The organism is Kaistella polysaccharea, from assembly GCF_020410745.1.
Classification (GTDB): Bacteria; Bacteroidota; Bacteroidia; order Flavobacteriales; family Weeksellaceae; genus Kaistella; species Kaistella polysaccharea.
This window is the reverse complement of the sequence record NZ_CP084528.1, coordinates 45,613-60,452: the sequence shown is the minus strand read 5'-3', so window position 1 is coordinate 60,452 and position 14,840 is coordinate 45,613. Positions and strand designations below refer to the sequence as shown.

11 protein-coding genes and 3 tRNA genes are annotated in these 14,840 nt (G+C 36.0%); 7 read left to right on the top strand and 7 right to left on the bottom strand.

Features of this window, described 5'->3' with window-relative positions; translation table 11 throughout:
* Positions 1-11 precede the first annotated feature (11 nt).
* Positions 12-419, bottom strand: coding sequence for a hypothetical protein (locus LC814_RS00245; RefSeq protein WP_226064348.1), 408 nt, complete (start codon positions 417-419; stop codon positions 12-14).
* A 211-nt stretch (positions 420-630) separates the two neighbouring features.
* Between LC814_RS00245 and LC814_RS00240 the strand changes: the two genes are divergently transcribed.
* Positions 631-2,772, top strand: coding sequence for a S46 family peptidase (locus LC814_RS00240; RefSeq protein ID WP_226064347.1), 2,142 nt, complete (start codon positions 631-633; stop codon positions 2,770-2,772).
* Between the two features lie 330 nt (positions 2,773-3,102).
* Here LC814_RS00240 and LC814_RS00235 read toward each other — a convergent pair whose 3' ends face one another.
* The 3 genes from LC814_RS00235 to LC814_RS00225 form a co-directional block, all read right to left on the bottom strand.
* The gene (locus LC814_RS00235; protein WP_226065831.1) at positions 3,103-5,985 is read right to left on the bottom strand and encodes a M16 family metallopeptidase; all 2,883 of its coding nucleotides are present in this window, start codon (positions 5,983-5,985) and stop codon (positions 3,103-3,105) included.
* A 161-nt stretch (positions 5,986-6,146) separates the two neighbouring features.
* The gene (gene aspA / locus LC814_RS00230) at positions 6,147-7,550 is read right to left on the bottom strand and encodes an aspartate ammonia-lyase (protein WP_226064346.1); all 1,404 of its coding nucleotides are present in this window, start codon (positions 7,548-7,550) and stop codon (positions 6,147-6,149) included.
* A 111-nt stretch (positions 7,551-7,661) separates the two neighbouring features.
* Complete coding sequence (locus LC814_RS00225; protein WP_226064345.1) at positions 7,662-8,678, bottom strand: N-acetylmuramoyl-L-alanine amidase; 1,017 nt, start codon at positions 8,676-8,678, stop codon at positions 7,662-7,664.
* 132 nt (positions 8,679-8,810) lie between these two features.
* Here LC814_RS00225 and LC814_RS00220 point away from each other — a divergent pair.
* The 5 genes from LC814_RS00220 (at position 8,811) to LC814_RS00200 (ending at position 10,759) form a co-directional block, all read left to right on the top strand.
* Positions 8,811-8,897, top strand: a tRNA-Ser gene (locus LC814_RS00220).
* A 22-nt stretch (positions 8,898-8,919) separates the two neighbouring features.
* Positions 8,920-8,994, top strand: a tRNA-Pro gene (locus tag LC814_RS00215).
* Positions 8,995-9,151: 157 nt separating this feature from the next.
* Positions 9,152-9,225: transfer RNA gene (locus LC814_RS00210), tRNA-Arg, on the top strand.
* A 242-nt stretch (positions 9,226-9,467) separates the two neighbouring features.
* Entirely contained in the window at positions 9,468-9,941 is a 474-nt protein-coding gene (locus LC814_RS00205; protein WP_226064344.1) for a methyltransferase family protein, read from the top strand.
* Between the two features lie 122 nt (positions 9,942-10,063).
* Positions 10,064-10,759: an ABC transporter ATP-binding protein gene (locus tag LC814_RS00200; protein WP_226064343.1), complete on the top strand. Its 696-nt coding sequence runs from the start codon at positions 10,064-10,066 to the stop codon at positions 10,757-10,759.
* 54 nt (positions 10,760-10,813) lie between these two features.
* Here LC814_RS00200 and LC814_RS00195 read toward each other — a convergent pair whose 3' ends face one another.
* Positions 10,814-11,200: an SRPBCC family protein gene (locus tag LC814_RS00195; protein WP_226064342.1), complete on the bottom strand. Its 387-nt coding sequence runs from the start codon at positions 11,198-11,200 to the stop codon at positions 10,814-10,816.
* A gap of 33 nt (positions 11,201-11,233) precedes the next feature.
* On the opposite strand from LC814_RS00195, the gene LC814_RS00190 reads away from it, so the two are divergent.
* Positions 11,234-11,839 (top strand): NUDIX hydrolase, encoded by a 606-nt coding sequence (locus LC814_RS00190; protein WP_226064341.1) that lies wholly within the window; start codon positions 11,234-11,236, stop codon positions 11,837-11,839.
* Here LC814_RS00190 and LC814_RS00185 read toward each other — a convergent pair.
* Positions 11,836-13,110 (bottom strand): UDP-N-acetylmuramoyl-tripeptide--D-alanyl-D-alanine ligase, encoded by a 1,275-nt coding sequence (locus tag LC814_RS00185; protein ID WP_226064340.1) that lies wholly within the window; start codon positions 13,108-13,110, stop codon positions 11,836-11,838. The genes LC814_RS00190 and LC814_RS00185 overlap by 4 nt on opposite strands.
* 62 nt (positions 13,111-13,172) lie before the next feature.
* Entirely contained in the window at positions 13,173-14,780 is a 1,608-nt protein-coding gene (gldJ, locus tag LC814_RS00180) for a gliding motility lipoprotein GldJ (protein ID WP_226064339.1), read from the bottom strand.
* Between the last annotated feature and the right edge of the window lie 60 nt (positions 14,781-14,840).

The window sequence follows — 14,840 nt, the reverse complement described above, 5'->3', positions numbered from 1 at the left end:
CCCTCATCAATTTAGCGATCTTTTTCTTCTTTCACCTCGTGCCACTCGTTATCTTTCAGTTTTGCTTTTATTTTTTCTGACTTTAAATTTTGGCGTAAAAGACCAAATAAAGTCATGTAAATATTAGCCACAAATACAAGGGTAAAAAGTGAAACTAAATACCCGCGCCAATCATCAAACATCAACTTATAATGGGTAATAAATAAAAAAATTACCGTTACATAATGGCTGAAGCAATACTCACAGGTAAATAGATAATAGAATTTTCTTTTCAGAAGTGTATCACATTCCTTTGATTTTTTCGCGCAAAATTCCCGCGGTTCCCGAAAAATCTCTTCGTGCGTCACGGTCCAGGCGATGCAGGCAATCGGAATTGCCAATATAAAAAGCCAAACAATTTGAGGCAAATGTTCTGTCATGTTCTCTCAGAATTTAAATTAGATGAATAGTTTATTTCTTGCCGAACCAATTATTGTGCAAAACAGTGATCAATTCTTAAAAATGGTCATAAAATTACACTTAAAACATAAATATTAATCCTTTAGTTCGTTTTTATTTAAAACAGTTATCCTTCAATATCATTAATTACCATAAAATTAAAATTGCTTATTTTTAGGAAAATTTTTAAAAATGAATAGAAAAAATATTTTGCTCTCTGCGATACTGTTTCCAGCCGTGATGGCATTTGCCCAACAATACGGCGGAATGTGGATTCCCACAGAACTTAATGAAAAGGAAATGAAAGATTTAGGAATGAAAATATCTGCGAAAGAAATTTTCGATCCTTCTAAACCAAGTATTAAAGATGCTGTAGTTCAGTTTAACGGTGGTTGTACGGCAGAAATTATTTCTCCACAAGGTTTATTATTAACCAATCACCACTGTGGATATGGACAGATTCAGAAACATTCCTCCGTAGAAAATGATTACCTGACTGATGGTTTCTGGGCAAAAGATATGAACGGTGAACTGCCAAATCCTGGAGTAACAGTAGATTTTATTGTAGATATTAAAGAAGTAACCGCACCCGTTCTTGCAGGAACACAAAATTTGGAAGGTAAAGCTTCTGAAGATTTGATTAATAAAAACATCGAGCAGGTAAAAGCAGGTTTTAAACTTGAACCTTGGCAAAAAGTTGTTGTAAAACCCGTGTATTATGGCAACAAATATTACGCTTATATTATCGAAACTTACAAAGACATTCGATTGGTTGGAGCACCGCCAAGTTCCATTGGTAAATTTGGTTCAGATACAGACAATTGGGTTTGGCCAAGACATACCGGAGATTTCTCCATGTTCCGAATCTATGCGGATAAAAATAATAAACCAGCAGAATATTCGAAAGACAATATTCCTTACAAACCGAAATATTTCTTACCTGTGTCTATTAAAGATAAGCAGGAAAACGATTTTACATTTGTTTTTGGTTTCCCTGGAAGAACCACGGAATACTTACCTGCAATTGCAGTAGAAAAAATCATGACGGAAATTGATCCAGCAATGATTTCTGTACGGGAAGTAGCTCTGAAAACGCTGAATGAAAAAATGCGTACCGATAGTGAAACCAGAATTAAATACGCATCCAAATATGCAGGTGTAGCGAATTACTGGAAAAAATGGATTGGAGAAGTGGAAGGTTTAAAGAAATCTGATGCCGTAGGGAAGAAGAAAAAGTATGAGCAAAGCCTCATCGCTAAAAATCCACAAATTAAAACGACAATAGACCAACTGAATCAGTTGTATACTGAACAAGGACCTTATGCTTTGAACCGAGCCTATTATTCTGAAGTTTTCCGGAATGCAGAAACGTTGTCGCTGGCAAATCATTATATCAACTTTATGCAAAGTTATGAAGCTGGTAAAATGAACGACCAGGCAATAACTGCCTTTAAAAACAGATTGTCAAACATTTACAAAGACTACAGTGGCGAACTCGATGCGAAAGTGACCGCAGAATTACTAGCATTGTATGTAGCAAAAACGCCAGAAAAATTCCTTCCTAATAATTTCAGTCAGTTAAAAGATGTAAACCGAAATATTGAAATCGTAGAAGGTTGGTCAAAAAATTCTGTTGTAACAGGACGTGGAAGCCTGAACGGCGCAACGACCATTTCAGACATTAATAAAGTTTTTGAGAATCCACAAGAACTCATCAAAAACCTAAAAAATGACCCGATTATTCAGTGGGCTTCTGCACTGCGCAACTCTTATACAACCACAACTGAAGGTAAATATGCTGAAATTCAGGATAAAATTGACGTGTTGCAAAAGAAATTTATGGCACAGCAAATGGCAACCGATAGAGATCGAAAATTCTTCCCTGATGCGAATTCTACACTTCGCGTTACTTACGGTCAAGTGAAAGGTTCGAATCCTAAAGATGCCGTTTATTATGGATATCAGACGCATTTGGAAGGCGTGATGGAAAAATATGTACCGGGAGATTATGAATTTGATGTACCGAAAAAACTCGTGAATTTACACAACGCGAAAGATTACGGCATGTACAAAGACAAAACAGGTGACGTTCCGGTAAACTTCACCGCTACGAATCATACCACTGGTGGAAACTCCGGTAGTCCAACATTGGATGCAAACGGAAACCTGATCGGTTTGAATTTTGACAGACAGTGGGAAGGAACGATGAGTGATATCAATTTTGATCCGCGATTCAGCAGAAATATTATGGTGGACACGAAATATATTTTGTTTATTGTTGATAAATATGCCGACGCAAAATGGCTGATTAAAGAAATGAAGATTGTGAAATAAGCACTTTTTGCTTTTATAAATTAAACCTTGAAGAATTTACGCTTCAAGGTTTTTTTATAATGCAATCTTTCACAGATTTAATTTTATTAAATAATAGGACGAAAAAAATTCCGGAAGAGAATCCGGAATTGGGGTCTTCACCATTATTAGTTTGTGTTTTCTACCATAGAAAATTTAATAACATCATCTATTGCAATGCAAATATGAGGAAAGTTGTGAATGTGCAACGGTGTAAATCACCCAACTTTTAAAGATAAATCACCCCTTTTATACCTAACAAAAAAACCACAGATCGTGGTTTTCTTATTATTAAATTGAATAAATCTTCATTTAATAACCGAATATTTCTTCTAAAGTCACTTCCTCAAAATCCCCCAAACCTTTCAAAGATGATCGATCAAGATTTTCTATTTTCCCCATAATCGCCGTGTTGTAGGTCATGGTTTTTATTTCTTGATTGTAGAAATCGGTTAGATCCTTTAAGGTCAAATTTTGAATTTCATCATACATATCTTTTCTCAAATCATAATCAATTCCTAACTTTTTCAGATTCAATTGGTTGAAAAACAGGTTTGTTCGGTTGATCCTTCCAGCGGCAATTTGCTTCAAAGCCGAATTTTTTGCATTTTGAAACTGATTGGGTATTTGTGGTAAATTCGCCATTAATTCATCCATCGCCTCAATAGCTTCCGGAAGTTTATCCGCTTGTGTACCGATGTAAGTTGTAACATAATCGGGATGATTCAGTTCGCCACTTGCGGCATAGGAAACAAACGCGGAATAAGCCAAACTCTTACTTTCCCGAATTTCCTGGAAAACAATTGAAGATAATCCTCTTCCGAAATACTCATTAAACACATTAATTTTCCCAAAATTTTTCATGTTTACATTCGGACCTTTTGCGACACGACCCATTTCAGTTTGAACCATATCATAATTGGTAAAATACACCTTACCTTTTGTAGGTGGTTCCGGGTATATTTTCTTCTCAGGAATAGGTAAAACGGCATCTTTCACAAATGGTTTTACATATTCTTTAAAGGCGTTAAAATCTTCGCCATAAAAGAAGATTTCATAAGGCATCTGCAGTAAATTCTGAATTTTATCCGTCATGTCCACTGAATTGATGTCTTCTAATTCTTCTTTTGAAAGTACATCAGAAAATCTGGAAAGCTTACCATATTTCGCGTAGTTACTCAGTGCTGCCATAATTCGGCCTTTGTCTTTTTTTGCAACTTCCCTACTTTCTAAAATGGTTTCTACGTTCTTTTCATAAACATCCTGATCGGGTTTTGCATCTTGCATCCAACTTTTCAATAACTGAATTCCGGCAGGCATATTTTCTTCTAAACCACTCAAGGAAATGCGAAGTTGATCTTGCGAAGTTCTAAAATCATTGCTAATTCCCAATTTGAAAAATTCTTTTTTCAGGTCTTCTGCGCTCAATTGGTCTGTACCTAAATACTGTAAAACCTGGGTTGCCAACCCCAATTTATTATCGTGATCACCACCAAATGGAAAAATAAAATGAACCTGCGCGATATCATTATATTTATTTTTTACGAAACTTACTTTTTTATCGCCAATCTTGTCAGTAGCAATAGATTTTTGATAATCAATAAAATGAGGCTCTATTTCAAAAGATTTTTCCCCTAAAAGTTCCTTTAAAAATATAGATTGCTCCTCTCTGTTCAGATTAATTGGTGTAATTCCGGGATTTTCAACACGGACTAATTTATCATTAACTCCTTTTTCTTTCTTAAGAACGACGTAATTATCTTGAAAAAATTCATTCGCAAATTCTACAATATCTGCTTTCGTTATTTTCGAATATTCATTAATCTCATTGAGTTCTTCCTCCCACGTAATATCGTTAATGTATGTGCCGTACAAAGCTGTTGCAAGGCCATCGGCCGTTTCAAACATTTTCATCCGCTGTATCTTCATATCATTGACAATGGCTGGAATCAGCCAATCTTGAAATTCTCCTTTTTTTAACAAATCAATCTGATCAAGCAATAATTGTTTGGCTTCTTCTAAGGTCTGATCGTTTTTAGGAACAATGATGAGGGAAAAACTTCCATAATCTTTAAATGCAGAATCGTAAGCCATTGCACGCAGGGCTTTTTGACTTTGATTAATGTTAATATCAATCAGCCCCGATTCACCGGAATTGGTGAGTATATTGGCAACCATATCGGCAAGTCTGGCATTTTGAGTTCCGTAAGAATAACTTCGCCAAGCCAGATGTAACCGCTCGGCAGATGGACTTTTTACTGTTCTTTCGACAATTTTAGTGAGAGGGAGTTCTTTAATTGCTGTTTTTTTCGGCAATTCTCTATATTCAAAAGTTCCGAAATACTGATCAACTAATTTAATAGTCTTCTCAAAATCTAAGTCGCCGACTAGTACCATTGCATAGTTATTGGGAACATAATATTCATCAAAATATTTATGAATCGCGAGCATCGATGGATTTTTTAAATGCTCTGCTTTTCCGAGTGTAGTTTGTTGCCCGTTCGGATGGTTCGGAAAAAGCGCATCCATAAGTTCGTAATTTACGAGGCGTGCATCATTGTCCTGCGCACGGTTAAACTCCTCATATACCGATTCTAATTCAGTATGAAATAACCTTAAAGTCAACTCCGAAAATCTTTCTTTTTCAACTTTCAGCCATTTTTCCAATTCGTTATTTGGAATGTTATTTTTATAAACGGTTTCATCCAGCCAAGTGTGCGCATTGGTACCAGAAGCGCCGAGGGAAGAAATCGCTTTATCATATTCGTTGGCGATGGCGAATTTGCTTGCTTCCTGAGAAAGTTCATCAATATTTCTATAAATCGCTTTCTTTTTTTCGGGATCTTGTTCTGCTTTGTGCTTCTCGTAAAGATTGGATAGTTGCTCCAAAAGTGGTTTTTCTTTTTCCCAGTTAGCACTCGCAAGTTTTGAAGTTCCTTTAAACATCATGTGTTCCAGGTAATGCGCCAGTCCCGTGTTATCGGCTGGATCATTGTTACTGCCTGTTTTTACGGGAATATATGTTTGAATTTTTGGTGCGTCATCATTTTGCGCAAGAAACACTTTCAATCCATTTTTAAGGGTATAAATTCGGACTCCAGCTTTATCATTGGCAACTGTCTCATATTGATAACCTGCATTATCAGTCAATGTTAAAGTTTGAAATTTCTGCTTGCTGCTGCTTTCTTCAATCATAAGTAAGTCGTTAATAATATTCACCAAAAGTAAATGATATATTTGATGAGTGGTGATTTCACAAATTAAATTTTTATTCTATAAAATGAGAAAACGCGCAGTATTCGTTTCAGAATTAATAACTGATACAAATGCGGCGCGTTATTTTAAAAACGGATAACCTACATCGGCTGATGAGGCTTCAACATATTTTCTGGGTCTAAAATTTCGTTCAAACGTTCTTCCGACAGAATACCACGTTCCAGAACTAAATCGTAAACACTTCTTCCTGTTTCCAAAGCTTCCTTGGCAATTTCGGTCGAATTTTTATATCCAATATAAGGGTTCAAAGCAGTAACGATACCGATACTGTTTCTTACCATATTCAAACAAACATCTTTATTTGCCGTAATTCCGGTAATGCATTTTTCGCGCAACGTATCTAAAGCATTTCCTAAAAAATTAATACTTTCCATAATGGAATGTGAAAGTACGGGCTCCATAACGTTCAACTGTAATTGTCCGGCTTCGGCCGCAAAAGTTACCGTAAGATCATTCCCAAAAACTTTATAACAAACCTGATTTACAACTTCTGGAATCACTGGATTTACCTTACCTGGCATAATGGAGGAGCCGGGCTGCATCGCTGGCAAATTAATTTCAAAAAAACCAGCTCTTGGACCAGAAGATAGCAATCTCAAATCATTACAAATTTTCGAGAGTTTTACGGCTAATCTCTTTAAAGCTGAAGAATAGATTACATAAGAACCTGTATCAGGTGTTGCTTCTACTAAATTCGGTGCAGAAATAATAGCACGACCGGTGATTTGAGCTAAATTTTTAGCACACAAATTCGCATAACCAACGGGCGCATTTAAGCCAGTACCAATGGCAGTGGCGCCCATATTAATCTCAACAAAAAGATTTGCATTGCTATTTAATTTAGAAATATCTTCTTCTAATGTAGCGGCAAACGCTTCAAATTCCTGACCTAAGCTCATGGGAACAGCATCTTGAAGCTGTGTTCTACCCATTTTGATGACCGATGAAAACTCCTTTCCTTTTTCCCGAAAGGCAGCAACGATCTTTACAAGTTTCGTTACCAGATCTTCATTCATTGACAATAATGCCATTTTTAGGGCCGTAGGATAAGCATCGTTTGTTGATTGCGACAAATTGATGTGATCGTTGGGAGAACAGAATTGATACTCTCCTTTTTCTTTCCCTAATTTTTCTAAAACACGGTTTGCGATGACCTCATTTGCATTCATGTTTACAGAGGTTCCGGCGCCGCCTTGAATCATATCAATAGGAAATTCCTCGTGTAAATTGCCTGCAATTATTTCATCACAGGTTTCAGCGATAAGTCGGTATAAATTTTCGTCCAGTAGCCCGAGCTCATAATTGGTTTTCGCCGCCGCTTTTTTTACCACTGCTAAAGCATTAATTAAATGTGGATAAGAAGAAAGCTTCTGTCCCGAAATTTTGAAATTATCAATGGCACGCTGAGTTTGAACTCCATAATATGCATTAATCGGCACTTGTAGTGGGCCTAACAAATCACTTTCATTTCTGAAATTTTCCATAACTATAATTGTTGAAAAGTTTAGATTATTACTATTTTAATAAATTGGTTTCTGAGATTATTTACTGACCGTAAGTCTATATAAATCAGCAGACTATATTTTTAAAGATTATTACTTGCTCGGGTATTTTTGATTTAATGCTTGTAAAATTGCCCAAGTTTCGGCATCGATCATTCCGGAATAATTTTGTGGACGGAAATGATACTGAAAAGCTTCTACTGTTTTGATGGTCGCGTCATCATAGATTCCGTTTGGAAATATATCATATCCGAAATCTTTTAGCGCCGTCTGAATTTTAAATACAAAAGACGGAACAGTCATCTGCATGGTATAATCCTCTAAAATTGCGGTATCATAAAACACCTGTTTCGTTCCTTCATCGTACCACATACCGATTTGATGATCTTCATAAAGCTGTTTCCAAGGGAATTTGGGACCTGGATCCTGTTTTCTGGTTGGCGCAATATCTGAATGGCCTAAAATATTGGTTGGAGCGATCATATAACGATCCGCAAGGTCTTTTACCAAAGCAGCAATTTTTCGAACTTGTTTTGGTGAAAAATCAGGAAATATCTTCGTCCCATCAGCATCAGTCACATATCCAGAATTTACAATTTCAATTCCGATGGAGGTATCATTAAGCATTTTATCTTTTCTCCAAGCACTAATTCCGGCGTGATAAGCTCTTTTATTTTCATCGACAAGCTGATAGATTTCATTATCATCCATATCATTTACAAGATAATGGGCACTTACACTTTGTTGGGTGAGCACCATCACTGATTTATCTTCATCTAAGGCAGTATAATGAAGAATGATATACTTTTGTCGGAAATTCTGAGCTACTGCAGGGAAAAATGTTTTAACTACTTTAAATCTCGCGGGATCTGCCGTAACGATAGAACCATAACTGATGGTATTATCATTTTTTGAAGCATCTGCTATATTATCGGTAAAAAATTCAGCTCCACTTTCGCGGTGAATTTTAGGTTTTGGTTCCTTTGAGTCGGGCTTTGCAGAAGCAACTTTGGACATTGTAGGTTGAGGCGCCGTTTTTTGTGGGATTTTCTGCGTTCCGCAGGAAATAATTAAAAAACCTAAGGATATGATAGCTAACGATTTACGCATAAATTTCGGTATGATTTAAATTTAGACGTAAAAATACGAATATTTTTTAGGAAAAATCTTTGGTTTATTAGTAAAACTCTTTTATATTTGCACTCGCAATTACGGAATAGAAGCTCTTATAAACATTGCAAAGGAGAGTTGCCTGAGTGGCCGAAAGGACTTGTTTGCTAAACAAGCGTACGGGAAACTGTACCAAGGGTTCGAATCCCTTACTCTCCGCAACTTCCACAAAAAAATTACTCGGGGCGTAGCGTAGTCCGGTCATCGCGCCTGGTTTGGGACCAGGAGGTCGCAGGTTCGAATCCTGCCGCCCCGACTTTATAGAAAACTCTTTCGAGAGTTTTCTTTTTTAAAGAATTCGTCTTCCCAACGACAAGTTCGCAAAACCCAAAACTTAAGGGTGCGTAGCTCAGCTGGATAGAGCATTCCGATCCAAATCGGAACGGTCACAGAATGAACTAAAAAAAATGTAAGGGTGCGTAGCTCAGCTGGATAGAGCATCTGCCTTCTAAGCAGACGGTCACAGGTTCGAATCCTGTCGCGCTCACTTTAACTTCACAATTTATTGTGAAGTTTTTTTATTGCAGTAATTTTCAAAATGTTGCTCGTAAACTAATGTTGCCCATTCTACTTTTTAAATCTTTTTGAAATTTTCACCTATCTATTATTGAAGATAACATAGCAGAATGAGTCCAGTCATTCTTGTAATTTTGCCAATAAATACATACCAATTTAATATGATATTGTAACTTTAATAGATGTTTTAATAATTCATTATAAAGTTACATTATGAAAAATCCCAAAGACAATGCAGGAATTCATATTCCACCGCCGCTATTCTATTTGATTTTTTTTGCGGTCGGAATGATTTTACAGAAATTTATCATTCTTCAAAGTCATTTTTTCAAGACTTCTACCTCGCAAATTATTGGTATTTTTTTCCTGATCGCTGCTATTCTACTTTTATTGAGTGCAATTTTTACTTTTTTGAAAAATAAGACGACAATCCTTCCGATGAAACCCGCATCTGCGCTACAAACGAAAGGAATTTACAGCATTACGCGCAATCCAATGTACTTAGGTTTACTTTGTATGTATACAGGTTCAACTTTTCTTTTTGGCAATTTTTGGATGCTGATATTGCTTCCGTTTTTAATATTTACCGTTCAAAAATATATTATATCAAAAGAGGAAGCTTATCTACGAAGAGCATTTGGCGAACAATATAAAATGTACCAATCAAAAGTTAGAAGATGGATTTAGAAAGAGGTGATCTTAACATCAACCTTCATTTATTCTTTATTGAAAGGCTATAAATTTTATTTCTATACTTCAATTTTTAATGGGTGCGATTTCTTAAATTTGCATAAAATTATTCAACATTCATGTCTTTACAAATCATTAATCTAACGAAAAAATTTGGCGACCAAACAGCGCTGAACGATATTAATATCGACATTAATTCCACCGAAATCATAGGACTTTTAGGTCCAAATGGCGCCGGGAAATCTACGCTCATGAAATCGATTGTTGGCGCTTTAAAAATTGAAGAAGGACAGATTTTGTTCAATGGGAAAGATATTCAAGAAAATCAAATTGAGGTTAAAAAAAAGATGGGATTTTTACCGGAAAACAATCCGCTTTACAATGACATGTATATTAGAGAATACCTGGCTTTCGTGGCTGACATTCACAATGTAAATATCGATCGAATTGATGAAGTAATTGATTTGGTAGGAATTACGCCGGAAAAATCAAAAAAGATATCACAGCTTTCTAAAGGTTATAAACAAAGAGTTGGTCTGGCGCAGGCAATTCTGCATTCACCAGATTTATTGATTTTAGATGAGCCAACAAATGGTCTCGATCCGAACCAAATAATTGAAATTAGAAATGTAATTAAAGAAATTGGCAAAGAGAAAACGGTCATTCTATCAACGCACATCATGCAGGAAGTTGAAGCGCTGTGTTCACGGATAATTCTGATTCATCATGGAAATATTATTCAGGATTCATCGATCGACGAATTTAAAGGAAAATATGCCAGTTTAGAAGAAGCTTTTGCCACATATACCAACTAATAAAAAGACCTCAAAATATAATTTTGAGGTCTTTCACTTTATAAAAAGTTTTTATTAAAGTTTTTCCAGATTGTCCGTTAAATTATCTATAAAAGTATTCAAAGGTTTTTCAACCATCATTTTAATAAAAGGATTAAATTTTCCTTCAAACAAAAGCTGAACCTCGGTTTGATTTTCATTGATAGCATTCATCACTCCTTTTAAAGAAAAATCAAGACTAGAGCTTGCAGATTTTAAAACGACCTGATCTTTGCTAACTTCATCAATATTTAAAGCAATTTCCGGCATACCTTTAAGTCCAAATTTAAATCCGTTATCACGGGCTTCAAAATTTTGCAGAGTGTCGGGCATCAATCCCCGATAATCCTCTGGATTTTTTAACATTTTGACCAATTCGCTGGTCGATTTATTTACGATAATCTTTCGTCCTTCTAAATTCATTTTTATATTTTTGTATTAATTAAAGCCTTACAAATGTATAAAGTTTTTGTGAATGAAAAAAAATTAACCATTAGTAAATATCCCGAAGATATTGAAAAAAAGTTAAGATTTGAAGGCTTTGCGAGCCTGGAAATTGCGGTAGACCTTTTAGAAAATACTTCTTGCCCGGAACTGAATATTTATGGGGAAGAAATCGACGAGATTTGGGAAGATTTTACCCATATGTTTAAAGTCGTTGAAGCTGCTGGCGGCATCGTTCGAAATAGCAAAAATGAAATTCTTTTTATACGACGATTGGGCAAATGGGATTTAGCGAAAGGAAAAATTGAAAAAGGGGAATCCCTGGAACAAGCTGCTTTGCGTGAAATTGAAGAAGAAACTGGACTTAAAGAATTAATTTTGGAAGAGTTTCTGAATACTACTTTTCATATTTATACCGAACGGAATGGGGACCGGATTTTGAAAACGACTTACTGGTTTAAAGTGGAATACGTGGGAACTGCAGAACCCATTCCTCAAACTGAAGAGGGAATTTCTGAGGTGAGCTGGAAAGATGAAGAAGAAATAAAGAGCTCGGTTTTAGGAATGACTTTTCAAAATATTAAACTGATTCTGAATCAGTATTGGAGTTTAAATTAATTAATAAATTCCAAAACTTTCTCTAAGGCGATCCCGCGCGACCCTTTGAGCAATATATTTTTTGAGGAAATGGGATTAATTTTTAAATATTCACCCAACTGAACAGAAGATTCGTAAGCTCCCAAATTTTTGTTTACTCCCTTGAATATCGGACCGACCGTTATGATTTCATCAAACTTAAGGGTTTGGGCTAAATCCATTATTTTCTGATGTTCAACTTCCGATTCCTTACCTAACTCCAACATATCACCGATAATTATTGTTTTGCTGCCTTCAAATTGGGCGAAGTTCTTCAATGATTCCACCATCGAACTGGGATTCGCATTATAGGTATCCAAAACCAACACTTTCCCGTTCTTTTCTAAAATCTGCGACCGCATATTGGTTGGTGTATAACTTTTAACTGCAGTTTTCATCTGGTCGAAGTTCAATCCGAAGTGAAAACCCAGCGCTACCGCCGCACAAAGATTCGTAAAATTATACTCACCTGTTAACTGAGAAAGTACTTTTTCATCACCATATTGCAATCCAACAAAATTATCTGAAGAATAATGACTGAAAAAATAGTCTGAAGTTTTTGATCCAAAAGTAATTTTTGGCTCATAACTTTCTATCTTTTCTACTTGCAACGCATCATTTTCATTAATGAGTATCGTTTGATTCTCTGTTTTTAAATACGTATAAATTTCTGATTTTCCTTTAATTACACCTTCATAACCCCCAAAACCTTCAAGATGAGCTTTGCCGAAATTGGTAATGTATCCTATATTCGGTTGTGCTAAAGTGCATAAAAACTCAATTTCTCTCTGGTGATTTGCACCCATTTCAATAACCCCAATTTCATGTTCTGGTTTGATGGAAAGTATCGTCAAAGGAACCCCAATATGGTTATTTAGATTCCCAAAAGTGTACTGTACACTGTATTTTTGAGAAAGCACCGCATGAATCAATTCTTTAGTTGTTGTCTTGCCATTACTTCCCGTCAAACCGATGATGGGAATTTTCAAATGGTTGCGATGATGAACTGCTAAATCCTGTAAAAATTGAAGTGTTGAAGGAACATAAAATATATTTTTTTCAGCGTTCTCGAATTCTTTGTCTTCTACAATTACAGCAAGAGCCCCATTTTTGATGCTTTCTTCCGCTTTTAATGCGGCATTATATGTTTCTCCAGAAAAGGCAAAAAAGATGTCATTCTTTGAAATATTTCTACTGTCGATGGTTACTTTATCACACTGCAAAAATGTCGAATAAAAAGAGGCTGCATTCATAAAACAAAAATAAAAAAATCCCTCTGTATTAACAGAAGGATTATTAAAAATATTAGAACTAATTATCTTTTGGTTCTTCCTTTAGAATTTGATTTTGCATCTTGTGCAACGCGGAAACCAACCCATCCGTAAGCTTTCGCTTCATCTCTGTATCTTCTTTGTCCTGGATCAAGCCAATAAGCTGCATCTAACCAAGAACCACCTTTCACAACACGAACTTCATTAGAAACTCGAGTCGTTCTCATATGGTCATCTTTTTCCACAATTACACGACCGCGGTCATCAACAAAGAATTTTTTCTGCTTAGAGTTGTACATGTTATATCCAACCGTTGAACTGTCTTCTGCTCTTCCGTAACCGGCATCCAAAGAAGATTGGAAATCTCCATCTCTAAAGTTTTTGCTGTCTGCTGTAACTTCTCTTTCAAACTGTCCCGGCAATCCTCTGTAGATCAATCGTCCGTCTGCTAAAGTGTCATATTTTACTTCTTCAATTTTCTTGATAGAACCATCTTCATTTCTCACTACTTCTCGGGTAACATTTCCTCTAAAATAGTTAAAATCACTTGCTTCTTCATCGATAATCGGTCTGTAAACATCGGCGGTCCATTCAGATACGTTACCGAACATTCCGTAAATACCTAAATTGTTTGATGGATATTGCTTCACATCTGCAGTTGTAGGAGATCCGTCGTTTTTCCAACCAGCAACGCCTGAGTAATCACCACGTCCTTGTTTGAAGTTTTCAAGATACATTCCTTTATTTCTACCTTTTGTACCTTTCAATTTCTGAATTTCAGGTTGTTTATTGGTATAAAGATTATATTCTCTTTCTTTCTGCATTCCTAAGGCTGCAAATTCCCACTCAACTTCAGTTGGCAGACGGAACTTAGTAACAACACTGGCATTGGCGTTTCTGTTCGCTGCTAAAATTCGCTCATTGCTCGTTTTAATACCGGATTTCTGCTTTAATCTTTCTTGATTCAGATAGGCGTCCATCTCAGGATCACTACTTTTAAATTTATCTAAATTAAAAGCGGAGGCTCCTTGATTATTAGCATCATTAACGTACAAATCTTTCGAAATAACACCCTGATCCATCAAAGTTTTTTCTGCTGCACGGTCAGTCAACCAATCACAGTAACGTGAAGCTTGCAACCACGAAACTCCTACTACCGGATAGTAATCAAATTCCGGAGAACGGAAATACGTTTCAGCAAAATCATTTCGGGAAAGTTCGTTGTTCCACACCAAAGTGTCAGGCAAAGCTCCAGCATAAATATCTTTATAGCTAGGATCTGATGGTGGAAAAACAAATTTCAACCACGTTGTATACTCTCTGTATTCGTAGTTTGTGATTTCGGTTTCGCCAATAAAGAAAGAACTTACCTGCATTCTTTTTGGAGTATTATTCCAATCGTGCATCACATCGTCTTTCACCAAGCCCATTGTGAAGGTTCCACCTTCAACGTAAACCATTCCTGGCCAGCCTTTTTGTTTTTGTTGTTTGCCCGTAAAAAACCACCCTTTCTGATCGTTTGGTTTCCATCCGGTTTTACTTGTAAAGCGCTTTGTTCCTCCACCGTTTTTAGTATTCCCACCACTTCCGCAGCTTACTAATAACATTGTAGAAGTTATCGCCATTAATGAAAACAACTTTATTTTGTTCATAGTCATTTTTAAATTTATCAATGCACAAAGAAAATAGAAATTATCTAATAAATCAAATTA

What these genes read in the sequence shown, in the direction of transcription:
- LC814_RS00245 (WP_226064348.1), bottom strand. Translation starts at nt 419, where the DNA reads ATGACAGAACATTTGCCTCAAATTGTTTGGCTTTTTATATTGGCAATT.
- LC814_RS00240 (WP_226064347.1), top strand. Translation starts at nt 631, where the DNA reads ATGAATAGAAAAAATATTTTGCTCTCTGCGATACTGTTTCCAGCCGTG.
- LC814_RS00235 (WP_226065831.1), bottom strand. Translation starts at nt 5,985, where the DNA reads ATGATTGAAGAAAGCAGCAGCAAGCAGAAATTTCAAACTTTAACATTG.
- aspA (WP_226064346.1), bottom strand. Translation starts at nt 7,550, where the DNA reads ATGGAAAATTTCAGAAATGAAAGTGATTTGTTAGGCCCACTACAAGTG.
- LC814_RS00225 (WP_226064345.1), bottom strand. Translation starts at nt 8,678, where the DNA reads ATGCGTAAATCGTTAGCTATCATATCCTTAGGTTTTTTAATTATTTCC.
- LC814_RS00205 (WP_226064344.1), top strand. Translation starts at nt 9,468, where the DNA reads ATGAAAAATCCCAAAGACAATGCAGGAATTCATATTCCACCGCCGCTA.
- LC814_RS00200 (WP_226064343.1), top strand. Translation starts at nt 10,064, where the DNA reads ATGTCTTTACAAATCATTAATCTAACGAAAAAATTTGGCGACCAAACA.
- LC814_RS00195 (WP_226064342.1), bottom strand. Translation starts at nt 11,200, where the DNA reads ATGAATTTAGAAGGACGAAAGATTATCGTAAATAAATCGACCAGCGAA.
- LC814_RS00190 (WP_226064341.1), top strand. Translation starts at nt 11,234, where the DNA reads ATGTATAAAGTTTTTGTGAATGAAAAAAAATTAACCATTAGTAAATAT.
- LC814_RS00185 (WP_226064340.1), bottom strand. Translation starts at nt 13,110, where the DNA reads ATGAATGCAGCCTCTTTTTATTCGACATTTTTGCAGTGTGATAAAGTA.
- gldJ (WP_226064339.1), bottom strand. Translation starts at nt 14,780, where the DNA reads ATGAACAAAATAAAGTTGTTTTCATTAATGGCGATAACTTCTACAATG.